This is a genomic window from Streptomyces sp. NPDC055140, assembly GCF_053607285.1.
The window spans coordinates 138,972-162,475 of the sequence record NZ_JBSGTG010000011.1 but is presented as its reverse complement, the minus strand read 5'-3'; the positions used below and the strand labels follow the sequence as shown (position 1 = coordinate 162,475).

Here is a 23,504-nt window from a genome sequence, read left to right as displayed (position 1 = left end):
GTCCAAGTGGCGAGCACCCATGTGGTGAGCGCCCAGGGGAGGAGCGAGCCTGATGTCCGAGAGGGCCGCGGAAGGCAGCACGGGGACGGCGCGGGAGAGAGGGCCGGCACCGGCCGGTGAGCGGCTCGCGGACTGGGCGGACGGCCGCCTCGGCCTGCACACCCTGTCCAGGAAGTACCTGCGCAAGGTCTTCCCGGACCACTGGTCCTTCCTGCTCGGCGAGGTCTGCCTCTACACGTTCGTGATCCTGGTCCTGACCGGGGTCTATCTCACCCTGTTCTTCCACCCCTCGATGAACGAGGTGGAGTACCACGGCAGTTACGTCCCGCTGAACGGGATCCGGATGTCCGAGGCGTACGCCTCCACGCTCGACATCAGCTTCGACGTCCGGGGCGGACTGCTGATCCGGCAGATCCACCACTGGGCGGCGCTGATCTTCGTCGCGGCGATGCTCCTCCACATGATGCGGCACTTCTTCACGGGCTCGTTCCGCAAACCGCGCGAGCTGAACTGGGTGTTCGGCTGGACACTGCTCCTGCTCGGCCTGTTCGAGGGCCTGTTGGGGTACTCGCTGCCGGACGACCTGCTCTCCGGTACGGGTATGCGCTTCCTCGACGGGGCGATCCTGTCGGTGCCCGTCGTCGGGACGTATCTGTCGATGTTCCTCTTCGGCGGGGAGTTCCCCGGGCACGACATCGTGGGGCGGTTCTACTCCGTGCACGTGCTGCTGTTCCCCGGCATCATGGCGGCGCTCGTGGTGACCCATCTGATCCTGGTCGTGTACCACAAGCACACGCAGTTCCCGGGCCCGGGGAAGACCGAGCGCAATGTCGTGGGGGCGCCGTTCTTCCCCGTCTACCTCGCCAAGGCCGGCGGCTTCTTCTTCCTGGTGTTCGGCGTCGTCGCGTTCCTCGCGGCCGTCGCGTCCATCAACCCCGTCTGGAACTACGGGCCTTACCGCGTCGACCAGGTGTCCACGGGGGCGCAGCCCGACTGGTATCTGGGGTTCGCGGAGGGGCTGCTGCGGGTGATGCCGGGCTGGGAGATCACGCTGTGGGGGCACACACTGGCCCTCGGCGTCCTCGTCCCGCTGGTCGTCTTCCCCGCGGTGCTCGTCGTGATCGGCGTGTATCCGTTCGTGGAGGCCTGGGTCACGGGCGACCGGCGCGAGCACCATCTCCTGGACCGGCCGCGCAACCGGCCGGTGCGCACGGGGCTCGGGGTGGCCTGGCTGACGTTCTTCCTCGTGGCTCTGGTGGGCGGCGGCAACGACATCTGGGCCACGCGCTTCCATGTGTCGCTGAACGCGGTCACCTGGTTCGTGCGCGTCGCGCTCGTCGTGGGCCCGGTGATCACCTTTGTCGTCACCCGGCGGATCTGCCTCGGGCTCCAGCACCGGGACCGCGAACTGGTGCTGCACGGAAGGGAGTCGGGCCGAATCAAGCGCCTGCCGCACGGCGAGTACGTCGAGATCCACGAGCCGCTCACCCAGGCAGAGCTGCACACCCTGACCGCGCACGAGCAGCCCCCGGCCCTGGAGAGCGGGCCGGAGACCGACGCGAACGGCGTGCAGCGGCGCATACCCCGGTCCGAGCGGCTCCGGGTGCGCCTCTCGCGCGCCCTCCACGGAGAGGGCGCGCAGGTGCCGAAACCGACCGCCCGGGAGTACGAGGAGGCGCAGCGCGAGCACCCGTGAGACGGGCAAGTGGCGTCAGAACACGGCGTCGGCCAGGCGGTCGACCTGGTCGGGGTCGGTGCCCCAGCAGTAGAGCATCACCTCGTCCGCGCCGATGTCCGTGAAGCCGGCGACGGCCTCGCGGATCTGCGCGGGCGTGGCGAGCATCCGCTCGGCGGATCCCGCGGCGCGCGGGTCGAAGCCGTAGTACGCGGTGATGGCGTCGCGGGCGCGGGCTGTCAGGTCGTCCGGGCCGAGCGCCACATTGACCTGGGCGACCAGGCGCGGGCGGCCCTGTCGGCCGTGCTCGTCCCAGAGCCGCTCCACGTCGCGGAACATCGGGGCCATCCACTGCGGGGGCAGCGCGGCGCCGAGGAAGCCGTCGCCGAAGCGGGCCACACGGGCGAGGGCCGCCGGTGCGAAGCCCCCGAACAGGACCTCGGGGCCGCCGGGGGTGACGGGGGCGGGGCCGATCGGGCCGACGCCCTCGGCGTCGCTGTAAGAGTGGCCCGCCCAGGTGCGGCGCAGGGTCTCCATCTGCTCGTCGAGGCGGCGGCCGCGGCGGCGGATGTCGATGCCCGCTGCACGGCAGTCGTCCTCACGGCCGCCGACGCCGATGCCGAGCGTGAAGCGGCCGCCGGACATCCGGTCGAGGGTGGCGGTCTGCTTGGCGAGCAGGGCGGTGCCGTGGTGCGGGGCCAGCAGGACCTCGGTCTGGACGCGGACGCGGGAGGTGGCTCCGGCGAGGGCGGCGAGGGTGATCAGGGGCTCGGGGTTGTCGTACACGAGCCGGTCGAGGAGGCCGAGCGTGGAGAAGGGGGCCGTGTCGGCGCGACGGGCCCAGTCGAGCAGGACGGCGGGGTCGTCGACGGGCAGGCCGAGGCCGATACGGGGGATGCGCGCGGTACGCATGGGGTGGAGCTCCTTCGGAAGGGGGCGTGCGGAATCTCGCTGCCGCCCCTCCGGGACCGCGCACGGTGCGTACGTGCCGGCTTGCTTCCCGTCTGCGGCGTACTTCTGGGGAAGCGGTTCGTAAGAGTGCGCCCAGACTAGCCGGGGCGCCGGCCCTCGCGCCGCCCGTTTTCGGACCGCGGGGGCTCAGAACCCGCCGCCGAAGTCCCCGCCTCCCCCGAAGTCGCCTCCACCCCCGAAGTCCCCGCCGCCTCCGAAGTCCCCGAAGTCGTTCGAGTCGAAGTCCGCCCCCGAGTAGTCCCCGCCGTCGTATCCGGCTCCCGCGCCGAAGTCGCCGTATCCGGAGCCGTAGTCGGCGGCGTAGGCGGGGCTCGACATCATCGAGCCGAGCAGTGTGCCGAGGAGGAGTCCGGGCAGGATGCCGCCGCCGAAGTAGCCTCCCGCCCAGGGGCCGTAGGCCGGGCCCGCGTCGTAGTAGGGGCGCCGCTCGCCGTACCCCGTGTCGACCGTGCGGACCATGGGGTCGGCGCCGTCCTTGAGGCGGGTCGCGTCGGCCGCGCAGACGGGGACCTCGCGCTCGGCGCCGGACGGGGGCGACCACAGCGCGTCCGTCACGGAGGGCCCGTGCCGCGGGTCGAAGAAGCAGGGCACCCGGCGCTCGGGCAGCGGCCGACCCTCGCGGCGCGCGGCCAGCATGGCGAGCGAGAACCGCCCGCCGTCCAGGGCCTGCGTCACCCCGCGCACCTCCTCGGGGCGCTGGGCGGCGGCCATGAACTGTTTCGCCTTCTCGTACGAGTCGAGCGCCCGCTCGTAGTCGGCGCGCATCGTGTCGTCGGCGCCGGGCTCGGCGGGGTGGAAGTCGAGGCGGTCCAGCTCCTCGCCGAACGCCGTGATGTCCTCGTCGACGACCACGCGGAGCTGCTCCAGGGCGGCCCGCTGCTCGTCCTCGCGCTGCCGGCGGCGCCTGCGGGACACGGCGTACGCGGCGGCGCCGCCCGCGACGACGACCGCGCCGATGCCGATCAGGGCGCCGACCGGGGCGCCGGTGTCACCGCCGCCCGCGCCCCACGCGGAGGGCGCAGAGCCGCGCGCGTTACGGACGGCCGTGTCGACGAAGTCGTTGAGCTGGGTGGTGACGTTCTCACCCTGGACGCTGGTCGTCAGGTTTCTGACCGCGTCCTGGGACATGACCCGGCTGTCGGCCCTGGCGTCGAACTTCTGGCCGAGGCGGACCGCGTAGACGCCGGTGATGCCGGTCTTGGTGCGCAGGTCGGTGAAGAGGTCCTGGGTGGGGTAGTTCGCGGGCAGCACCGCCACCATGACGGGCTTGTCCGCGTCCTTGATCTTCTTGGTGAGGGCGTCGGCGTCCCCGGCGGACAGCTGCGCGGAGGCGGCCGGGTCGACGTACACGGGGCTCTTCTTCAGGGCGTCGGCCACCGTCGAGACGTCGGAGGCAGCCGCCTGGGCCCCCGGTGTCACCGCCGTCATGGCCCCCAGGGCGAGAAGTGAACCGGACAGAACGGATATCAGGCGCGATGCCCGACGGGTGGGCCTCATACCTCGACGCTAACCCACGAGGGACCCGTATGCCGTATGTACTGCAAGGAGGGGCCCACCGGCTCCGCGGTGGGCCCCTCCCCGCGCCGTCTCACGCGGCGCGGTATGCCTCGGTCAGCTTCGCGACCGCGTCCGCGTAGCGCCCGGACAGGAGCAGATGGTCCGCGTCGGCGAACGGCTTGGCCACCGCCGGCGTGATGTCCTGCCCCACCTTCTGCTGGACGAGCAGCCGCGCCTTGCCCACCACCGCGCGGCCGGCCTCCGCCGACCCGGCCTTCTGCGCCGCGGCGGCCGCGAGGGCGAGGGCCTTGAGGGTGAGCGTGCCGCCGCCCGGCGGGGTACGCAGCGTCGTCAGTCCCCAGCCGAAGGGGAACTGCGGGTCGTACGCCGTGTCCCCGACGTTGATCGGCAGCTGGGCCTGCGACTTGGGCCAGGTCACGGGGAGCTGCCCGGTGAAGGGCTTCGCCCCGTACAGGACGTCCGCGACGCCGTCGCCCTCCGTGCCGGGCAGCCAGGACGCGACGAGCGCGTCGATGTCGCCGAGCCGGTCGCCGATGAGCTGCGGGCGGCCGGAGACGATGAGCACCGCGCACTTCATGGCGCCGCACACCTTGTCCACGGCGGCCTGGTCGGCGGGCGTGAGCTCCAGGTCGTTGCCGTTGCCGACGTCGCCGATCCCTTCCGCGTACGGGGTCTCGCCGACCACGACGACGCCCACGTCATAGCCGTCCGTGGGCGCGGAGGCGTCCTTGGAGTAGGAGATGGTGGCCCCGGGCGCGGCCTTCTTCATGCCCTCGAGGACCGTCGTGCCGTCGGTGATCTTCCCGGACGAGCCCTGCCAGGTGACGGTCCAGCCGCCGGTCTGGTTGCCGATGTCGTCGGCGTTGGACCCGGCGACGTACACCTTCTGGCTCTTCTTGAGGGGGAGCACGCCGCCCGCGTTCTTCAGGAGGACCTGGGATTCGGCGGCGGCGGTGCGGGCGACGGCGCGGTGTCCGGCCGAGCCGATGGCGGCGGCCCCGCTCGTGTCGGCGTACGGCTTCTCGAAGAGGCCCAGTTTGAACTTCTGGGTCAGGATCCGCGAGACCGCGTCGTCGATCCGCTTCTCGCTGATCCGGCCGGCCTTCACCTCGTCGATCAGCGTCGTCCGGAAGTCCTTGTACGCGGACGGGACCATGATCATGTCGAGGCCCGCGTTGACCGACGTACGGACGTCGGACGCGTAGTCGCCGGGGAGCTGGTCGATGGCCTGCCAGTCGCTGATGACGAAGCCGTCGAAGCCCATGCGGTCCTTCAGGACTCCGTTGATCATGGCGGCGTCGGCGTGCATCTTCACCGGGCCCTCGTCGTCGCCGATGATGTCGAGCGACGAGTACGAGGGCATGACCGTGCCGATCCCACGGTCCACGGCCTCCTGGAACGGCGCGAGGTGCACCGCCTCCAGCTCCTGCCGCGTGACCTTGGTGACGCCCTGGTCGATGGTGTACGAGCCGGTGGTCGACGAGCCGTACTCGGTGCCGCCGTCGCCCACGAAGTGCTTGGCGGTGGCGAGGACCTTGTCGTCCCGGTCGAGGTCCTTGCCGTCGCGTGCCCCTTGGAGCCCCTGGACGACCGTCTCCATCTGCTTCACGAGGGCGGGGTCCTCGCCGAAGGACTCGTACGACCGGCCCCAGCGTTCGTCGCGGGTGACGCACAGGCAGGGCGCGAAGTCCCAGGGGATGCCGGTGGCGCGGACCTCGGCGGCCGTGACCGCCCCCGCCTTCTCGGCCGTCCCCGGGTCTCGGGTCGCGCCGAGGCCGATGTTGTGCGGCAGGACCGTGGCGCCGACCAGGTTGTTGTGGCCGTGCACCGCGTCCACGCCGTAGATCAGCGGGATCTGGAACCGCGTCGCCTGCGCCCGGAGCTGGAAGCCGTCGATCATCTTCGCCCAGGCCGCGGCCGTGTTCGGCGTCGGCGTCGAGCCGCCGCCGGAGAGCAGCGAGCCGAGGTCGTACGCTGCGATGTCGCCGCCCGTGCCGACCGCGTTGCGCTCGGCCTGCGTCATCTGGCCGGCCTTCTCCTCCAGCGACATCCGGGAGAGCAGGTCGGCGACGCGCCGCTTCACCGGGAGCTTGGTGTCGAGGTAGGGCAGGCCGTGGGCGTCGATCACCACCTGCGGGGTCTCGGCGGGCGCCTTGGCGCCGGTGACCGTCAGCTTCAGGGGGATCGTCTCGGCGGGCTCGGCCGCCTTGTCCTTGAGGGTCGGTACGGACACGGTGTGCGTGGCGCCCGAAGCGGTACCGGCCGGGAAGGTGAACTCGCCCTTGACCGGCGTGTAGTCCGTGCCCGCGCCGGCGCTGCCGCCCGCGCTCTCGTACGCGACCGTGACCGGCTCGGCGAGCGGGGCGGAGCCGGTCGTAGCGACGGAGATCCGCACGCCTGCCGTGCCGCCCTCCTTCACCGGGTAGACGGAGGAGCCGGTCAGGACCTTCGTGGTCAGGGCGGGGTCGGCCTTGCCGTACAGCTCCACGCCGTCCATGGCGAAGGTGCCGGGCGTGCCGGTGGGCAGGGTGAGCGCGTAACCCCACATCTCGGTGAGGCCGAGGTTCTGGTCGATGCCGCCGACGGGCTGGTAGTCGGTGCGGTAGGCGAAGTCGGTGAAGGGGATCTCGACCTGGTGCCAGCCGGTCGACTCGTCGGTGAACGAGGTCGTCCACAGCTCGGACGCCTCGCCGTTCGCACCGCCGTCCTTGATCTCGAAGTTGACCCGCTTGCCGGTGTTCTTCCCGTCCCACCAGAAGCGGATGCCCTTGTGCGCGGACCAGTCGTGGCCGGGCTCGTTCGCGGCGAAGTCGTGGGTGAAGCCGCCGTAGCCGCTGATGTCGTACGTCCCGGAGAGGACCTTGTCGCCCTCGGGGGCGTCGTCGCGCGCCGCGAGCTCCAGCTTGGGCGGGTCGTCGCTGTCGCCGCCCCAGGTGAAGATGCCCTCCGCGGGCTGGGAGGCGAAGGGGACCTCGCCCTCGAAGCGGTCGACGGGCACCGGCGGCGGTTCCTCGGCGCCGGTCGCCGCGCCCGCGGAGGCGAGCGGGAGCAGCCCCGTGAGCAGGGCTGCGGAGACGAGCAGGGCGGTTCTTCGCATGGACTTCCCTTCGGCCGGTTCGGGTACGCGCCCGCAACCTCTGGGGGTGACGGGAGTCCCTGGTGAAGCTCATGACTTAGCTCACGCCGTGAGTTAACTGGTGCCCCGTGAACCCGTCAAGACTTCACGTCAGAACCGGTGCACAGCCAATTCCCGTCGCTCACAAGGGCAGTTGAGCATTCAGTTTCTGAACGCGCACCCCCTTGACTCCCGTTCGCAGCCGTCATTTACTCACGCCTCGCACGCCCCATCTCCTCACCCCCCACAGAAGGGCGGCGCACCATGAGAACCCCCAGACGACTCCGTTCGGGCCCGCCCCGGGCGGCCCGGCTGCTCGCCGCAGGGCTGCTCACGACCGCGGGACTGACCGGGCTCGTGGCCTCCCCCGCGCAGGCCGCGGGCGAGCCGGTCACGGCCTGGCTGACCACGACGGACGACGCCGGCGGACGCCATGTCGTCCGCGGTCTCGAACAGCAGGCCCCGTTCGCCTTCCAGGCGGGCACGGGCGGCGGTGGCGAGAACATCACCGTCGACGAGAACACCCGCTACCAGACCTTCACCGGCGGCGGCGCCTCGTTCACAGACACCGCGGCCTGGCTGATGAACAGCAGCGGCGCCCTGTCACCGGCCACGCGCGACGCCACGATGCGCAAGCTGTTCTCCCCGACCGACGGCATCGGCCTGTCGTTCCTGCGCAACCCGATGGGCGGCTCCGACCTGGCGCGTTACGGCTACACGTTCGACGACGTGCCCGCCGGGCAGACCGATCCCGACCTCTCCGAGTTCTCCGTCGCCCACGACCTCGCGGACGTCCTGCCCCTCACGAAGCAGGCCCGCCAGCTCAACCCGAAGGTCACCGTGATGGCCTCCCCGTGGACCGCGCCCGCATGGATGAAGGACAGCGGACAGCTCAACGGCGGCTGGCTGAAAGCAGAGGACTACGGCACCTACGCCTCGTACTTCGTGAAGTACCTCCAGGCGTACCGGGACCAGGGCGTCCCGGTCGACTACGTCAGCGCGCAGAACGAGCCGACGTGCTGCGGGGGCTACCCCTCGATGAGCTGGAACGCTTCGGGGCTCGCCTACTTCACCAAGAGCGAGCTGCTGCCGAAGCTGGCGGCCGCCGGCCTGACCACCAAGGTCCTCGCGCACGACTGGAACTGGGACACCTACGACGGCTACGCGGCGCAGACCGTGGACGACGCGGCGGTGCGCGCGCACCCGAACTTCGGCGGGATCGCGTGGCACGGCTACGGCGGCGACGTCGCCGAGCAGAGCGCCCTCCACGACCGCTACCCGCAGCTCGACGCCTTCGGGACCGAGCATTCGGGCGGCACGTGGATCGCCGACCAGCAGCGCGAGGACATGCTCAACATCGTCGACTACACCCGCAACTGGGCGAAGTCGGTGACCAAGTGGTCGCTCGCCGTGGACCAGAACATGGGCCCGCACAACGGCGGCTGCGGCACCTGCACGGGGCTCGTGACCGTGCACAACGGTGACGGGCGCAGCGGACAGGTGGACTACACCGTCGAGTACTACACGATGGGCCATCTGACGAAGTTCGTCCGGCCGGGCGCCCAGCGCATCGCGTCGACCGGCAGCTCGGCCGTGCCGAACGTCGCCTGGCGCAACCCGGACGGCTCGAAGGCGCTCATCGCGTACAACGGCGGCACATCCGCGAAGACGGTGACCGTCAACTGGGGTGGGCAGCACGCCACTTACTCGCTGCCCGCGAAGACCTCGGCGACCTTCACCTGGTAGCAGACCGGTAGCCGAGGCAACGGAGAGCCGGAGGGGCCGACACGGCCCCTCCGGCGTCCGCGCAGGTGCTGTCTCTACTCGACCGGCTCGACCCCGGCCCGCAGAAGCCCGTACGTGTAGGCGTCCTCGAGGGCGCCCCACGACGCGGCGATGACGTTCTCGGCGACGCCGACGGTGGACCACTCGCCCGTGCCGTCGCTCGTGGAGATCAGGACGCGGGTCGTGGAGGACGTGCCGTGCTTGCCCTCCAGGATGCGGACCTTGTAGTCGACGAGCTCCAGCTTGGCGAGCTGCGGGTAGATCCGCTCCAGGCCGACGCGCAGGGCGCGGTCGAGGGCGTTGACCGGGCCGTTGCCCTCGGCCGTGGCGACGATGCGCTCGCCCTTGGCCCACAGCTTCACGGTCGCCTCGTTGGCATGGCTGCCGTCGGGGCGGTCCTCGACGATGGCCCGCCACGACTCGACGCGGAAGTAGCGCCGGGCGCGGCCCTCGGCCTCCTCGCGCAGGAGGAGTTCGAAGGAGGCGTCGGCCGCCTCGTACGTGTAGCCCTTGAGCTCGCGCTCCTTGACACGCTCCACGACGCGGCCGACGAGCTCGCGGTCGTCGGAGATGTCGACGCCGAGCTCCTTGCCCTTGAGCTCGATGGACGCGCGGCCCGCCATGTCGGACACGAGCATGCGGATGCGGTTGCCGACCAGGTCCGGGTCGATGTGCTGGTAGAGGTCCGGATCGACCTTGATCGCCGAGGCGTGCAGACCCGCCTTGTGGGCGAACGCGGAAACACCCACGTACGGCTGATGCGTGGAGGGCGTGAGGTTGACGACCTCGGCGATGGCGTGGGAGATGCGGGTCATCTCGCGCAGCGCGCCCTCGGGGAGGACCTTCTTGCCGTACTTCAGCTCCAGGGCGGCGACGACCGGGAAGAGGTTGGAGTTGCCGACGCGCTCGCCGTAGCCGTTGGCCGTGCACTGCACGTGGGTCGCGCCCGCGTCGACGGCGGCGAGGGTGTTGGCGACGGCGCAGCCGGTGTCGTCCTGGGCGTGGATGCCGAGGCGGGCCCCCGTGTCGGCGAGGACCGTGGCGGTGATCGCCTGGACCTGGGCGGGCAGCATGCCGCCGTTCGTGTCGCACAGGACGACCACGTCGGCGCCCGCCTCGTGCGCGGTCGTGACGACGGCCTTGGCGTACGTGGGGTTGGCGCGGTAGCCGTCGAAGAAGTGCTCGCAGTCGACGAAGACGCGGCGGCCCTGCGCGCGCAGGTAGGAGACGGTGTCGCGGACCATCTCCAGGTTCTCCTCGAGGGTGGTCCGCAGGGCCAGTTCGACATGACGGTCGTGCGACTTGGCGACCAGCGTCACGACCGGGGCGCCGGACTCCACGAGCGCCTTGACCTGCGGGTCCTCGGCGGCCTTGGCACCGGCGCGGCGGGTGGCGCCGAACGCGACGAGCTCCGCGTGCTTGAAGTCGATCTCCTGCCGGGCGCGGGCGAAGAACTCGGTGTCGCGGGGGTTGGCGCCGGGCCAGCCGCCCTCGATGAAGCCCACGCCGAAGTCGTCCAGGTGCCGGGCGATGGTCAGCTTGTCCGCGACGGTCAGATTGATGCCCTCACGCTGAGCGCCGTCGCGCAGCGTGGTGTCGAAGACGTGGAAGTCGTCGTCGACGCGGGAAGCGGGGTAATGGTCGTCGGTTGCGTCCGTCATGCTGATCTGGCTCCTGTGTCGGATCTCGGTCTACCGGAATGACCGGCTCCACCGTCCCCCTATGATCCCTCGCGCTCCGACCCTGGCTTGTGGTGGGCCAGGAAACGAAAAAACCCCTCGCGGGTGCGAGAGGTCTGCGCGCGGGTCGAGACGACGGTGTCCGCCCGTACGTGGTCGTACGTGGCGGTCACTGCGGACCGGCGCGCCTGCTGCCAATAATCATGGCGAACGAGAGCACGTCGGCAGTCTGCCACAGCCCGGGCGTGGCCCGGACCGTGGTCTCACGATGTGGGCTCAGAGCGCTTCGGCCGCGCGCTGCGTGGTCGCGGGCGCGGCGGCCGCGACCCGGTTCAGGTCGATGTCCCTCGTCTCGCGCATCGTCAGATAGACGATCAGCGACACGGCGGCGCACCCGGCGACGTACCAGTAGAAGCCCGACTCCAGGCCCGCGTCCTTGAACCACAGGGCCACGTACTCCGCCGTGCCGCCGAAGAGCGCGTTGGCGATGGCGTACGGGAGGGCGACGCCGAGGGCGCGGATACCGGTCGGGAACAGCTCGGCCTTCACGCACGCGTTGATCGACGTGTAGCCGGTGACGATGACGAGGGCGAGCAGGGCGAGGCCGAGGGCCGGCCAGAACGAGCCCGCGTGCTTCAGCATCGTCATGATCGGCACGGTCAGGAAGGTGGAGCCGACCGCGAAGGTGATCAGGAGCGGGCGGCGGCCGATCCGGTCCGAGAGCCGGCCCGCGAGCGGCTGGATGCAGGCGAAGACGATCAGCGCGCAGAACGAGACGAGCGTCGCGGTCTCCTTGCTCAGACCGGCGGAGTTGGAGAGGTACTTGGTGAGGTACGTCGTGTACGTGTAGTACGCGACGGTGCCGCCCATCGTCAGGGCCATCACGAGGAACGCCTCGCGCCTGTACGCCCACAGAGCCGTGAGGGTGCCCTTGCTGTCGGCGCCCGCGTCGTCGGCGGACTCCTCGTAGACGTCGGTCTCCAGCATGTTGCGCCGCAGATAGAAGATGACCGCGGCGCCGAGCGCGCCGATGACGAACGGGATGCGCCAGCCCCAGCTGTGCAGCGCGTCGTCGGACAGCGTGCGCTGGAGGACGATCTGGAGGCCGAGGCCCACGATCTGACCCGCGGTCATGGAGACGTACTGGAAGCTGGACGCGAAGCCGCGGCGGCTCGGGTCGGACGCCTCGGTGAGATAGGTGGCGCTGGCCGCGTACTCGCCGCCGACCGAGAGGCCCTGCAGGAGACGGGCGATGAGCAGGACGACGGCGCCGCCGTACCCGGCGACCGCGTAGGTGGGCGCGATCGCGATGAGGACGGCGGACGCCGACATCAGCGTGACGGTCAGGGTGAGCGCCGCCTTACGGCCCTTGCGGTCACCCACCCTGCCCAGCAGCCAGCCACCCACGGGCCGCATGAAGAAGCCGACGGCGAAGATGCCGGCCGTGTTCATCAGCTGTGCCGTGGGGTTCCCGTCGGGGAAGAAGGCCCCCGCGAAGTACGTGGCGAAGCTCGCGTACACGAACCAGTCGAACCACTCGACCATGTTCCCGGCCGACCCGACCAGGATCTTCTTCCATTGCTCTCGTCCCATGGGCGGCCACGGTGCCGGAATGCTTCGCTCCATGACAAGGGTGTAACGCGCAACGATCATGCGTACTTGCGTTCATAGTGTTCATGGAACGTCAGCGGATGCGGCGCGTACGAAGGGCTACGCGGATTTCTTGGCCAGTGCCTCGTCCAGGAACTCCCGTACGTGGGACAGGATCTGGGCCCGGTCCGTGCCGCGCAGGCCGATCGCGACATGGATGGAGAAGCCGTCGAGCAGCGCCCGCAGCCGGGACGCGAATCGGTCGGGGTCGAGCGGCGGGAGTTCGCCGCGCGAGATGCCCTCGGCGAGCAGCGCGACGAGGTCGCGGTGCCAGGCCAGCTCGATCGCGGCCTGCCGCTCGCGCGCGTCGCCGTCGGCCTCGGCGTTCTGCGAGCGGTTCCAGACCTCCAGCCACAGCGTCCAGTGCGGGTCGCCCTGGGCGTCGGGGACATACAGGTCGACGTACGCGTCGAGACGCTCGCGGACCGTGCCGCCGCCGGAGAGCAGCCGGGCCCGCTCCGCGCCGAGACGGCCCTCGCTCCACTCCAGGGTCCGCAGGAGCAGCTCGTCCTTCGAGCCGAAGTAGTAGAGGAGGTGGCCGCTGCTCATGCCGACCTCGCGGCCGAGCGCGGCCATGGTGAGCTTCTCCAGGCCGCGCTCGGCGATCATCTCCATGGCGGCGGCGAGGACCTCTTCGCGCGGAGGGGCGTTCTTCCGGCGGGCCTGGGCCACGGGGACTCCTGCGGGTCTTTCAGTGTGCGGGCGTGATCTCGGGTTGCTGCTGGGTGATGCAGTGGATGCCACCGCCCCCGGCGAAGATCGTACGGGCGTCCACGAGCTGGACGGTCCTGCCCGGGAAAAGCCGGCGGAAGATCCCGGCCGCGACCTCGTCGTTCGGGTCGTCGAAGGAGCACAGGACGACGCCGTCGTTGCACAGGTAGTGGTTGATGTACGAGTAGTCGACCCAGCCCTCGTCGTCCTTGAGGACGGTCGGCGCGGGGACCTCGACGACCTCCAGGGGCCGGCCCTTGGCGTCCGTCTCGCCCTTGAGCTGGGCGACGATCTGCTTGCTCAGCTCGTGGTCGGGGTGGGCGGGGTCCTGCTGCGAGTGGACCAGGACGACGCCGGGCGCGGCGAACGCGGCGACGATGTCGACGTGGCCGCGGGTGCCGTAGACGCCGTAGTCGCCGGTGAGGCCGCGCGGCAGCCAGATCGCCTTGGTGGTGCCGATCCTGGCGTGGATCTCCTGCTCGACCTCGGTCCTGGTGCGCCCCGGGTTGCGGTCGGGGTCGAGCTGCACGGTCTCGGTGAGGAGCACGGTGCCCTCGCCGTCGACGTGGATGCCTCCTCCCTCGTTGACCAGGGAGGAGGAGTGGACGGGGACGCCGGCGAGGTCCGCGATGTGGCGGGCTATCTTCGCGTCGTGCTCCCAGACGGCCCAGTCCTGGGCGCCCCAGCCGTTGAACGTCCAGTCCACGGCGGCGAGCTGGCCGTCTCCGACGACGAACGTGGGGCCGATGTCGCGCATCCACGCGTCGTCGAGGTCACGCTCGACGAGGTCGATGTCGTCGCCGAGGAGCGCGCGGGCCGAGTCGCTCTGGCCCGGGGCGACGATCACGGTCACCGGCTCGAAGCGGCGTACGGCGCGGGCGACGGACGCCCAGGCCTTGCGCGCCTCGGCCAGTTCCTCGTCGTTGGTGAAGGTCGGGTTGGGACTCGGCCAGGCCATCCAGGTGCGCTCGTGCGGGGCCCACTCGGGGGGCATGTGGAAGCTGCTCATGAGCGGGTCCTCACAGGAAGTAGAGACGGTTCAGGGAGACGGAGTCGGCCGGTTCCGAGCGGACCGGGTCGCCGTCGAGCGTGACGAGTCCGGTGGCCTGGTCGACGTCGATGGAGCCGGTGCGCGAGTTGAGCCGCAGGTCGGCGGGGCCGATGCCCCGGGTGCCGCGGACCGCGACGCGGCGGCGGCGGGTGGGCATCTTGTCGTTGCCCTGGTCGAGGGCGGCCCGGGCGACGAAGGCGACGGAGATGTCCGCCGCGGTCGCCCCGTGCGCCCCGAACTGCGGCCCCAGGACGAGGGGTTCGCAGGTGTCGGTGGCCGCGTTCGGGTCGCCGACGACGCCGTACGCGGGGAAGCCGGACTTCAGGACGAGCTGCGGCTTCGCACCGAAGAACTCGGGGCGCCACAGCACGATGTCGGCGAGCTTGCCGGCCTCGATGGAGCCGACCTCGGGGGAGAGGCCGTGCGCGATGGCGGGGTTGATGGTGAGCTTGGCCATGTAGCGCAGGACGCGCGCGTTGTCGTCGTGCGCGCCGTCGCCGGCCTCCCCGTTCCGGGGAAGAAGGGGCCCGAGCTCGCCCTTCATCTTCCCGGCCATGGCGAACGTGCGGCGCACGGTCTCACCGGCGCGGCCCATGCCCTGCGCGTCGGACGACGTGATGCCGATGGCGCCCAGGTCGTGCAGGACGTCCTCGGCGCCCATCGTCCCGGCGCGGATCCGGTCGCGGGCCATGGCGGCGTCGCCCGGCAGGTCGGTCTTCAGGTCGTGGACCGAGACGATCATGCCGTAGTGCTCGGCGACGGCGTCGCGGCCGAAGGGCAGCGTGGGGTTGGTGGACGACCCGATGACGTTCGGGACGCCGGCCATCTTCAGCACGTTCGGTACGTGCCCGCCGCCGCAGCCCTCGATGTGGAAGGCGTGGATGGTGCGGCCGTCGAGGACCCTGAGGGTGTCCTCGACGGACAGGCACTCGTTCAGGCCGTCGCTGTGCAGGGCGACCTGGACGTCGTGCTCCTCGGCGACGCGCAGCGCGGTGTCGAGGGCGCGGGTGTGGGCGCCCATGTCCTCGTGGACCTTGAAGCCGGACGCGCCGCCCTCGGCGAGCGCCTCGATCAGCGGGGCGTCGTGCGAGGACGAACCCCGGCCGAGGAAGCCGATGTTGACGGGCCAGGCGTCGAAGGCGTTGAAGGCGTGGCGCAGCGCCCAGGGCGAGTTGACGCCCACACCCCACACGGGCCCGAACTCCTGGCCGATGATCGTGGTCACGCCGGAGGCGAGCGAGGCCTCCATGATGCGCGGCGACAGCAGGTGTACGTGGGTGTCGACGGCGCCCGCGGTGGCGATGAGGCCCTCGCCGGACACGATGGACGTGCCGGTGCCGACGACGACGTCGACCCCGTCGAGGGTGTCCGGGTTGCCGGCGCGCCCTATGGCGTGGATCCGTCCCTCGCGGATGCCGATGGAGACCTTCCTGATCCCCTGCACGGCGTCGATCACCAGGACGTTGCTGATCACGACGTCGCAGGTCTCGCGGACGGCGGCGGCCTTGAGGTGCAGTCCGTCGCGGGCCGTCTTGCCGAACCCGGCGAGGAACTCGTCGCCGTACGCCTGCGCGTCGGACTCGACGCGGACGGTCAGGCCCGAGTCGCCGAGGCGGACGCGGTCACCGGCGCGCGGGCCGTGCGTGGCGGCGTACGCGTGCGGGTCGATGTGCCGGCTGCCCGGCGCGCAGTGGTCGCTGTGCTTGGTGGGCCTGCTCATGCGCCCGTTCCCTTCACTCCGAGATATCCGCAGGCGGCTGCCCTGCGCAGGGCCTCCTCCTTGGCGCCCGGCGCGTCCAGCGGGCCGTCGACGAGCCCGGCGAAGCCGATCGCGACGCGCGCGCCGCCGATGGGCACGAGGCCCACCTCGGCGCTCTCCCCCGGCCCGAACCGCACCGACGACCCGGCGGGGACGGCGAGCCGCATGCCGTACGCGGCCGCGCGGTCGAAGTCGAGCCGCGGGTTGGCCTCGAAGAAGTGGAAGTGGGAGGTGACGGAGACGGGGACGCTCGACGTGTTGGTCGCCGTGAGCGTCACCGTGGCCGGCGGGTCGCTGTGCTCGGGGCCCGGGAGCAGCGCGCCCGGTGCCTCGTCGCCCAGCGACGAGCCGATCGGGTCGCTGACCACGGCGAGCCGCGACCCGTCGTCGAAGACGGCCTCGACGTGCACCTCCGTCACGACGTCGGAGACGCCGGGGAGCACATCGTCGGGGCCGAGGACGGAGCGCGCCGCCTCGATGGCCTCGGCGAGCCGCCGGCCGTCCCTGGCCGCCTCGCACACCGTGTCCGCGATCAGGGCCGTCGCCTCGGGGACATTGAGCCGCAGGCCCCGAGCCTTCCGGGCCCTGGCCAGCTCGGCGGCCCCGAACAGCAGTAGCCGATCGCGTTCCGTGGGGGTCAGACGCACGCCACCACACCTCCCGTACAGGTTTAGAACTTCACTCTAACCATATGATTCACAACTCGGAAACATTGACGTGTCAGCTTGTGATGAGTCACATTGAACGCTGCTCTAAAGTACCCGACGTGACCGATGCAACGACGCAAAGATCAGGGGTCCCCCCATGGCGATAGAACAGCGCGGTGTAGACACCATCCCCGATGAGGAACGCACCAGCGGTCCCCGGGACATCGTCTCGATCCTCCTAGGCTCGAACCTCTGCCTCGGAGTGATCGTCTTCGGCTGGCTGCCCGTGTCGTTCGGACTCGGCTGGTGGGCCTCGGTCACCTCCGTGATCGCGGGCACGCTCCTCGGCACCGCGCTCACCGCCCCGCTCGCCCTGGTCTCCCTGCGCACCGGCACGAACCTGTCGACGTCGTCCGGCGCCCAGTTCGGCGTCCGCGGCCGGCTCGTCGGCTCGGTCGTCGGCCTGCTCCTGTCGCTCGGCTACACGGCGCTGACCGTGTGGATCGGCGGCGACGCGATGACGGGCGTCCTGCACCGCCTGTTCGGCGTGCCCGAGTCGGGCCTCACCTACGGCGTCGTCTACGCGCTCCTGGCCGCCGCCACCGTGATCGGCGCGGTCTACGGCTACCGCGTCCTGCTGCGCCTCTCGCGCGTCCTGGCCGTGGGCATGACCGCGCTCCTGGCGCTCGGCGTCGCCGCGTACGCCCCGCACTTCACGACGGCGCCGCTGCCGGGCGCGGGCGGCTACCTCCTCGGCTCGTTCTGGCCGACCTGGCTGCTCGCCCTCGTCGCGGCCGGCCTGTCGGGCCCCATCGCCTTCATCACGCTCCTCGGCGACTACACGCGCTACGTGTCCCCGGCCCGCCACTCCCATCGCAGCGTCCTGCGCGCCACCTGGCTCGGCCTGATCGTCGGCCTGCTCACGCCCCAGCTGTTCGGCACATTCACCGCGTACGCGGCCCGAGCCGCCGTCGACTACGCGGGCTCGCTCGTCTCCGCCTCACCCACCTGGTACCTGATCCCGCTGCTGCTCGCCGCCTCCGCGGGCTCGGTCGGCAACGCGGGCCTGATGCTCTACTCCATGGGCCTCGACCTGGACGCGATCCTGCCCCGCGCCTCCCGCACGGCCGCGACCTACACGGTCGCCGGCGTCGCCACGGTCTGCGTCTTCGTCGGCCACTTCGCGTGGGCCGCGCAGGACGCCATGACGTCGTTCGTCCTGCTCCTCACCGCGATCGGCACCCCCTGGGCCGTGATCACCCTGATCGGCTTCGTGCGCTGCCGCGGCGTCTACGACGCGGACGCGCTCCAGGTCTTCAACCGGCGCTCGCGCGGCGGCGTCTACTGGTACCGCAACGGCTGGAACCCGCGCGCCACCGCCTCCTGGGCCCTGGGCGCGTTCGTCGGCCTGCTCTCGGTGTCCCTGCCGTCGTACGAGGGCCCGCTGCTCTCCCTGACGGGCGGCGTGGACTGCAGCTTCCTGCTGTCGGGCCTGGTCGGCGGCGCTGCGTACCTGGCGCTGACGGCACGTGAGGTGCGCTCGGTACGCGTCAGGGCCGCCGCGGACAAGAAGTCCGAGGCGGCCCTGGTCACGAGCGGTGAAGGCTGAGCGCGAGCCGGTTCTAGGGTCTTTCGTCTGGGTCAGGCCGGATCAGGGAGCGAGGGTCTGGTGCTGTGCATCGCAAGGCGGAGGAGGGAGTCGACGCGATGGGGGTCCCCCCTACTCGAGCGCAGCCGAGAGCTCGGGGGAGTCGGCGACCGACGACAACGCCGCGAGGTGCGGCACCAGACCCCGCGAGCCCGGCATGATCCGAACGAGAGGCCCTAGCCGAGCTGGTGCATCCAGCCGTGCTTGTCCGCGGTCGTGCCGCGCTGGATGTCGAGCAGCGCCTCGCGCAGCTTCACCGTGACCTCGCCGGGCTCGCCGCCCGACTGGGCCCACTGAGCGCCGGCGCGCTTGACGGTGCCGACGGGCGTGATGACCGCCGCGGTGCCGCAGGCGAAGACCTCGGTGAGCGTGCCGTTCTCGGAGTCGGCCTGCCACTGGTCGATGGAGACACGGCCCTCGACGGACTCGTAGCCCAGGTCGCGGGCGACCGACAGGAGCGAGTCACGGGTGACACCCGCGAGGAGCGAGCCGGTCAGCTCGGGGGTGACGATCTTGTCCCCGTACACGAAGTACAGGTTCATGCCGCCCAGTTCCTCGACCCACTTGTGCTCGACGGCGTCGAGGTAGGCGACCTGGTCGCAGCCCTCGGCGGCGGCCTCGGCCTGGGCGAGGAGGGACGCCGCGTAGTTGCCGCCGGTCTTGGCGTCGCCCATGCCGCCGGGGACGGCGCGCACGCGGTCCTCGGACAGCCAGATCGACACCGGCTTGACGCCACCGGCGAAGTAGGCGCCGGCGGGCGAGGCGATCACGATGAAGAGGTACTCGTTGGCGGGCTTCACGCCCAGGCCGACCTCGGTCGCGATCATGAAGGGGCGCAGGTAGAGGGACTCCTCGCCGCCGTGCGCCGGGACCCACGCGATGTCCTGCCGGACCAGCGCGTCGCACGCCTCGATGAACGTCTCGACCGGCAGCTCGGGCATGGCCAGGCGGCGCGCCGAGGCCTGGAAGCGCTTGGCGTTCATCTCGGGGCGGAAGGTGGCGACGGTGCCGTCGGGCTGGCGGTAGGCCTTGAGGCCCTCGAAGATCTCCTGCGCGTAGTGCAGGACGTTCGTCGCCGGGTCGAGGGAGAGCGGTCCGTAGGGCACGAGCTGCCCGTCGTGCCAGCCGCGGCCCTCGGTCCACCGGATCGTCACCATGTGGTCGGTGAAGTGGCGGCCGAATCCCGGGTTGGCCAGGATCGCCTCGCGCTCCGCGCCGGACAGCGGGGTCGAGGAGGGCTTGAGCTCGATCGTGGGCGTCGTCATGGTTGCGTGTCCTTCACCGGTTGTGTGTGACGGACCGCTCTTCTCGCTCGCAGCTGGAAGCATGAACTCCCCAACTACTCGGTCGTCCGAGCTTTTGCGTTCACCGCGGCCCCACGTCCGATTATCGCTCGTGGGGTCCGATGGACGAAAACAGCCCGTACGGGTCCTGCGTGAGGTGCGGCCCTGGGGTTGATGGTGGCACCCGGGGACCGCAAAGGTGAAGCCGCCGGGTGCGGATGCGACCCGGCGGCTGCTTAAGTGCATTAAGAGCGGCGGGTCAGCCGGCTACTCGTCCGGCGAGCGCGTCGCCGATCTCGTCGGTCGACCGGGCGCTGGTGCCGCGCTCGGCCAGGTCGGCGGAGACGGCGTCCTCGATGCGGGCGGCCTCGGCCTCGTAACCGAGGTGACGCAGCAGGAGCGCCACGGACAGGACCGTGGCCGTGGGGTCGGCCTTGGCCTGGCCGGCGATGTCGGGGGCCGAGCCGTGGACCGGCTCGAACATCGACGGGAACTCGCGGGACGGGTTGATGTTCCCGGAGGCCGCGACGCCGATACCGCCGGAGACGGCGGCGGCGAGGTCGGTGATGATGTCGCCGAAGAGGTTGTCGGTGACGATCACGTCGAACCGCTCGGGGTCGGTGACGAGGAAGATCGTCGCCGCGTCCACGTGCAGGTAGTCCGTGGTGACCTCGGGGAACTCCGCGGCCACCTTGTTGAAGATGTTCGTCCAGAGGTGGCCCGCGAAGGACAGCACGTTGTTCTTGTGGACCAGCGTGAGCTTCTTACGGGGGCGGGCCTGGGCGCGGGCGAAGGCGTCACGGACCACGCGCTCGACACCGAACGCCGTGTTGACGGAGACCTCGGTGGCGACCTCGTGCGGGGTGCCGGTGCGGATCGAGCCGCCGTTGCCCGTGTACGGGCCCTCGGTGCCCTCACGGACCACGATGAAGTCGATCTCCGGCTGGCCCTTGAGGGGCGTCGCCACACCCGGGAGCAGCTTGCTCGGGCGGAGGTTGACGTGGTGGTCGAAGAGGAAGCGGAGCTTGAGCAGGAAGCCGCGCTCGAGGACGCCGGACGGGACCGAGGGGTCACCGATCGCGCCGAGCAGGATGGCGTCGTGCTGCTTGAGCGCCTCGACATCGGCGTCGGTGAGGGTCTCACCGGTCGCGTGGTAGCGCCTGGCGCCGAAGTCGTATTCCTTGGTCTCCAGCTTCACATCCTGCGGGAGGACGGCGCCGAGGACCTTGAGCCCCTGGGCCACGACCTCCTGGCCGATGCCGTCACCGGGGATCACTGCGAGATTGAGGATGCGAGAGCTAGCCGACATACGGGCACCCTACTTCGGCGTCCCATGGGATGACACTCGCAGTCCACCATTCGGACAGATCTCGTGCGGGCCGTTCGCCGGGTCCGCCGTACGGGCCGCCGTGCGGTCGATTTCTGTTCACCCGCAGGTATGGCCCTTGTCGGTTGTTACTGGGAAGTTTTCTTCTCATGGACACACCGAACGTCGGTATTCCCGAGCAGCTGGCCCGCCGCCTGAGCATGCCGGAGCAGCACGAGTACCTGCGGGCCCGGTTCAGCAGGCGGCGCGCGCTGACCGGGACCGCGGCGAGCGTGGGCGGCCTGACTCTCCTGGGCGGCTCGGCCTCCGCGGCGCCTTCCGCTGCCACCTCGCCCGCCGCGCCCGTCCGCTCGGCAGCCGTGCAGGTCGACGGCTCCTTCGTCGCACCCTTCGCCCGCCATCTCGCCTTCGGCGCCGACCCGAAGACGCAGATGCGGATCTCCTGGCAGGTGCCGTTCGCGGTGCGCAAGCCGTTCGTACGGGTGGGCCTCAAGCCCTGGGACCTCAGCCGGAAGATCGAGGCGGAGGTGCGCGCGCTGCACACGCCGAGCCTGTCGAAGAAGCTCCCGGCGGTCGAGCAGCACTATCTGCACGCGGCCCTGGACCGCCTGACGCCCGGGACGACGTACTACTACGGAGTGGGCCACGACGGTTTCGACCCGGCGTCCGCGGAGCGCATCGCGACGATCGGCTCGTTCCGCACGGCTCCGGCGAAGGCGGAGAAGTTCGTCTTCACGGCCTTCGGCGACCAGGGCGTCAGCTATGACGCGCTCGCCAACGACCAGTTGATCCTGGGCCAGAACCCGTCGTTCCATCTGCATGCGGGCGACATCTGCTACGCCGACAGCAGCGGGCACGGCAAGGAGTCGGACACGTACGACGCGCGGGTGTGGGACCAGTTCCTCGCGCAGACGGAGTCGGTCGCGAAGTCGGTGCCGTGGATGGTGACGACCGGCAACCACGACATGGAGGCCTGGTACTCCCCCAACGGGTACGGCGGGCAGTCGGCCCGCTGGACCCTGCCGGACAACGGCCCGGACCCGCGGAACGCGCCGGGCGTCTACTCCTTCGTGTACGGGAACGTGGGCGTCGTCGCGCTCGACGCGAACGACGTCTCGTACGAGATCCCCGCCAACAAGGGGTACACGGACGGGAAGCAGACCGCGTGGCTGGCCGAGCGGCTCGGTGAGCTGCGCGCGCGCAAGGACATCGACTTCGTGGTGGTCTTCTTCCACCACTGCGCGTACTCGACGTCGACGCACGCCTCCGACGGCGGGGTGCGCGCCGCGTGGCTGCCGCTGTTCGCCGAGCACCAGGTGGACCTGGTGATCAACGGGCACAACCACGTGTACGAGCGCACGGACGCCATCAAGGACGGAGAGGTGGGCAAGCCGGTGCCGGTCGGCGCGTCGACCGATCCGACGCGCGACGGCATCGTGTACGTCACCGCGGGCGGCGCCGGCAAGGACCTCTACGGGTTCGGCATCGGGGTCGGGGACAGCTACGAGGGCCATGTCCACGACCGCGAGTCGATCGTGACGTTCCACTGGACGAAGTCACGCCTGCCGGACCCGGACGCCGTGGAGTGGTCCCGGGTGCGGTACACCGGCTTCTCGTTCCTCGCGGTGGAGGCGGAGACCGGCGGGGCGGGCGTGGCACCGACACTGAAGGTCTCCGCACTGGCCGAGAGCGGCGAGCGCATCGACTACTTCGAGATCAGGCGCGGCACACAGCCGTAGGGGCGGGGGCCCTAACGGGTTTCGTGCCCCGTCTCGCCGCCGTTGTCCCTGCGGTCGAGGGCTCGCTGCAGGGCAGCGGCAGCGTTCTTACGGTCTGAATCGGACGGCGATGTGTGACGGACTCGGCGGCGGACGGGCGTCGCTGTGGCCATGAGAGATCGACTCCTTGAGATCACTTGGGATTTCGAGGCGCCGGAAGAGGCGGGGAGCCTGGAGCCGCAGGGGTTGCCTGCTTTCTGCTCAGCTCACGACCGCCATTCGCTGGATCGAGCGAGACGTTCGGCTCCTACAAAGCTAAGCGAGGAGCCTGCTTCTGTCTCCACAATTACTCGGACTTCCTACTATCTGAGACGGCAGTCACGGCGACGGGTGACTCCGCGTCGGGGTCAGCCGGCGCTCCGCGCTCAGAGAATGTCGCCGCCCCGCCACTCGAAGAGGAGCGCGTGGGCCGGGTCGAGTGCGGCGGTGACGCGGCGCAGGTACGGCGCGCTCTCGTCGTCCGGCAGCGGCACCGGCCCGTCGGGGCCGTACGCGGCGAAAGCGCCCTGCCACTGTTCCCAGCCGCGCGCCCGGTAGAGCCCGGCCCCGTCGGGCGACGCCGACAGCGCGCCCAGTTCGTAGGCGGCGTCGATCACCCGCTCCAGGGCCGCCATGACGACCCCGCCCAGACCGCTCCTGCGCGCGTCGGCGCGGACGGCGACGCCCTCGACGTAGCCGGTGCGCAGCGAACGGCCCGCATGCGCGACCCTGCGCTGCACCACGGAGCCGTGCGCGACGAGGTCACCGGCGCTGTCGCGCACGAGAGCGTGCACGCCGCCGACGGTGTGGTCCCAGTCGTCGTCGCTGAAGCCACCCTTGAAGGCGTCGTCCAACAGGGCTCGCACGGCCAGGAGTTCGGCTCGGGTGAGGTCGGCGGTGTGTGCGGTGCTCAGCGTGGTCACCGGG

15 protein-coding genes and 1 pseudogene are annotated in these 23,504 nt (G+C 70.8%); 4 read left to right on the top strand and 12 right to left on the bottom strand.

Annotation, left to right across the window (positions count from 1 at the left end; genetic code table 11):
• Positions 1-52 precede the first annotated feature (52 nt).
• A complete protein-coding gene (gene qcrB / locus ACWFR4_RS22255; RefSeq protein WP_453654137.1) occupies positions 53-1,696 on the top strand; it encodes a cytochrome bc1 complex cytochrome b subunit in 1,644 nt (547 codons plus the stop codon).
• 15 nt (positions 1,697-1,711) lie between these two features.
• Here qcrB and ACWFR4_RS22250 read toward each other — a convergent pair whose 3' ends face one another.
• From ACWFR4_RS22250 to ACWFR4_RS22240, 3 genes are all read right to left on the bottom strand, one after another.
• The gene (locus ACWFR4_RS22250; RefSeq protein ID WP_453654135.1) at positions 1,712-2,587 is read right to left on the bottom strand and encodes an LLM class flavin-dependent oxidoreductase; all 876 of its coding nucleotides are present in this window, start codon (positions 2,585-2,587) and stop codon (positions 1,712-1,714) included.
• A gap of 186 nt (positions 2,588-2,773) precedes the next feature.
• Positions 2,774-4,144, bottom strand: a complete 1,371-nt coding sequence (locus ACWFR4_RS22245) for a hypothetical protein (RefSeq protein WP_453654133.1) — start codon at positions 4,142-4,144, stop codon at positions 2,774-2,776.
• Positions 4,145-4,235: 91 nt separating this feature from the next.
• Positions 4,236-7,262 carry a glycoside hydrolase family 3 protein gene (locus tag ACWFR4_RS22240; RefSeq protein ID WP_453468991.1) on the bottom strand — a complete coding sequence of 1,009 codons (3,027 nt, stop codon included), beginning with the start codon at positions 7,260-7,262 and terminating at the stop codon, positions 4,236-4,238.
• Positions 7,263-7,465: 203 nt separating this feature from the next.
• Between ACWFR4_RS22240 and ACWFR4_RS22235 the strand changes: the two are divergent.
• Positions 7,466-9,023: pseudogene (locus tag ACWFR4_RS22235) on the top strand (glycoside hydrolase family 30 protein); the annotation flags it as partial.
• A gap of 77 nt (positions 9,024-9,100) precedes the next feature.
• On the opposite strand, the gene cimA reads toward ACWFR4_RS22235, so the two are convergent.
• The 6 genes from cimA to ureA all read right to left on the bottom strand — a co-directional run bounded on the left by cimA (position 9,101) and on the right by ureA (position 16,562).
• Positions 9,101-10,726 (bottom strand): citramalate synthase, encoded by a 1,626-nt coding sequence (gene cimA / locus ACWFR4_RS22230; protein WP_453654131.1) that lies wholly within the window; start codon positions 10,724-10,726, stop codon positions 9,101-9,103.
• Positions 10,727-11,020: 294 nt separating this feature from the next.
• On the bottom strand, positions 11,021-12,337 hold the full coding sequence (locus tag ACWFR4_RS22225; protein ID WP_453465967.1) for an MFS transporter: 1,317 nt from the start codon (positions 12,335-12,337) through the stop codon (positions 11,021-11,023).
• A 117-nt stretch (positions 12,338-12,454) separates the two neighbouring features.
• Positions 12,455-13,009: a TetR/AcrR family transcriptional regulator gene (locus ACWFR4_RS22220; protein ID WP_453465990.1), complete on the bottom strand. Its 555-nt coding sequence runs from the start codon at positions 13,007-13,009 to the stop codon at positions 12,455-12,457.
• Positions 13,010-13,085: 76 nt separating this feature from the next.
• On the bottom strand, positions 13,086-14,114 hold the full coding sequence (locus ACWFR4_RS22215; RefSeq protein WP_453465969.1) for an agmatine deiminase family protein: 1,029 nt from the start codon (positions 14,112-14,114) through the stop codon (positions 13,086-13,088).
• Between the two features lie 10 nt (positions 14,115-14,124).
• A complete protein-coding gene (locus ACWFR4_RS22210) occupies positions 14,125-15,876 on the bottom strand; it encodes an urease subunit alpha (RefSeq protein ID WP_453654129.1) in 1,752 nt (583 codons plus the stop codon).
• Positions 15,873-16,562 carry an urease subunit gamma gene (gene ureA / locus ACWFR4_RS22205; RefSeq protein WP_326711006.1) on the bottom strand — a complete coding sequence of 230 codons (690 nt, stop codon included), beginning with the start codon at positions 16,560-16,562 and terminating at the stop codon, positions 15,873-15,875. The genes ACWFR4_RS22210 and ureA overlap by 4 nt, the downstream gene beginning before the upstream one ends.
• Before the next feature lie 157 nt (positions 16,563-16,719).
• On the opposite strand from ureA, the gene ACWFR4_RS22200 reads away from it, so the two are divergent.
• Positions 16,720-18,171, top strand: a complete 1,452-nt coding sequence (locus ACWFR4_RS22200) for a cytosine permease (RefSeq protein WP_453654127.1) — start codon at positions 16,720-16,722, stop codon at positions 18,169-18,171.
• A 215-nt stretch (positions 18,172-18,386) separates the two neighbouring features.
• On the opposite strand, the gene ACWFR4_RS22195 is transcribed toward ACWFR4_RS22200, so the two are convergent.
• Complete coding sequence (locus tag ACWFR4_RS22195; RefSeq protein WP_453465975.1) at positions 18,387-19,475, bottom strand: branched-chain amino acid aminotransferase; 1,089 nt, start codon at positions 19,473-19,475, stop codon at positions 18,387-18,389.
• Positions 19,476-19,752: 277 nt separating this feature from the next.
• Positions 19,753-20,802, bottom strand: coding sequence for a 3-isopropylmalate dehydrogenase (locus tag ACWFR4_RS22190; protein WP_453465977.1), 1,050 nt, complete (start codon positions 20,800-20,802; stop codon positions 19,753-19,755).
• Positions 20,803-20,969: 167 nt separating this feature from the next.
• Between ACWFR4_RS22190 and ACWFR4_RS22185 the strand changes: the two genes are divergently transcribed.
• Positions 20,970-22,559 (top strand): purple acid phosphatase family protein, encoded by a 1,590-nt coding sequence (locus tag ACWFR4_RS22185; RefSeq protein WP_453654125.1) that lies wholly within the window; start codon positions 20,970-20,972, stop codon positions 22,557-22,559.
• 404 nt (positions 22,560-22,963) lie between these two features.
• On the opposite strand, the gene ACWFR4_RS22180 is transcribed toward ACWFR4_RS22185, so the two are convergent.
• Complete coding sequence (locus ACWFR4_RS22180; RefSeq protein ID WP_453465981.1) at positions 22,964-23,500, bottom strand: GNAT family N-acetyltransferase; 537 nt, start codon at positions 23,498-23,500, stop codon at positions 22,964-22,966.
• Between the last annotated feature and the right edge of the window lie 4 nt (positions 23,501-23,504).

Bases quoted from the DNA above. Each gene is read 5' to 3' on its own strand.
- qcrB (WP_453654137.1), top strand. From the start codon at position 53: ATGTCCGAGAGGGCCGCGGAAGGCAGCACGGGGACGGCGCGGGAGAGA.
- ACWFR4_RS22250 (WP_453654135.1), bottom strand. From the start codon at position 2,587: ATGCGTACCGCGCGCATCCCCCGTATCGGCCTCGGCCTGCCCGTCGAC.
- ACWFR4_RS22245 (WP_453654133.1), bottom strand. From the start codon at position 4,144: ATGAGGCCCACCCGTCGGGCATCGCGCCTGATATCCGTTCTGTCCGGT.
- ACWFR4_RS22240 (WP_453468991.1), bottom strand. From the start codon at position 7,262: ATGCGAAGAACCGCCCTGCTCGTCTCCGCAGCCCTGCTCACGGGGCTG.
- cimA (WP_453654131.1), bottom strand. From the start codon at position 10,726: ATGACGGACGCAACCGACGACCATTACCCCGCTTCCCGCGTCGACGAC.
- ACWFR4_RS22225 (WP_453465967.1), bottom strand. From the start codon at position 12,337: ATGGGACGAGAGCAATGGAAGAAGATCCTGGTCGGGTCGGCCGGGAAC.
- ACWFR4_RS22220 (WP_453465990.1), bottom strand. From the start codon at position 13,009: ATGGAGATGATCGCCGAGCGCGGCCTGGAGAAGCTCACCATGGCCGCG.
- ACWFR4_RS22215 (WP_453465969.1), bottom strand. From the start codon at position 14,114: ATGAGCAGCTTCCACATGCCCCCCGAGTGGGCCCCGCACGAGCGCACC.
- ACWFR4_RS22210 (WP_453654129.1), bottom strand. From the start codon at position 15,876: ATGAGCAGGCCCACCAAGCACAGCGACCACTGCGCGCCGGGCAGCCGG.
- ACWFR4_RS22200 (WP_453654127.1), top strand. From the start codon at position 16,720: ATGGCGATAGAACAGCGCGGTGTAGACACCATCCCCGATGAGGAACGC.
- ACWFR4_RS22195 (WP_453465975.1), bottom strand. From the start codon at position 19,475: ATGACGACGCCCACGATCGAGCTCAAGCCCTCCTCGACCCCGCTGTCC.
- ACWFR4_RS22190 (WP_453465977.1), bottom strand. From the start codon at position 20,802: ATGTCGGCTAGCTCTCGCATCCTCAATCTCGCAGTGATCCCCGGTGAC.
- ACWFR4_RS22185 (WP_453654125.1), top strand. From the start codon at position 20,970: ATGGACACACCGAACGTCGGTATTCCCGAGCAGCTGGCCCGCCGCCTG.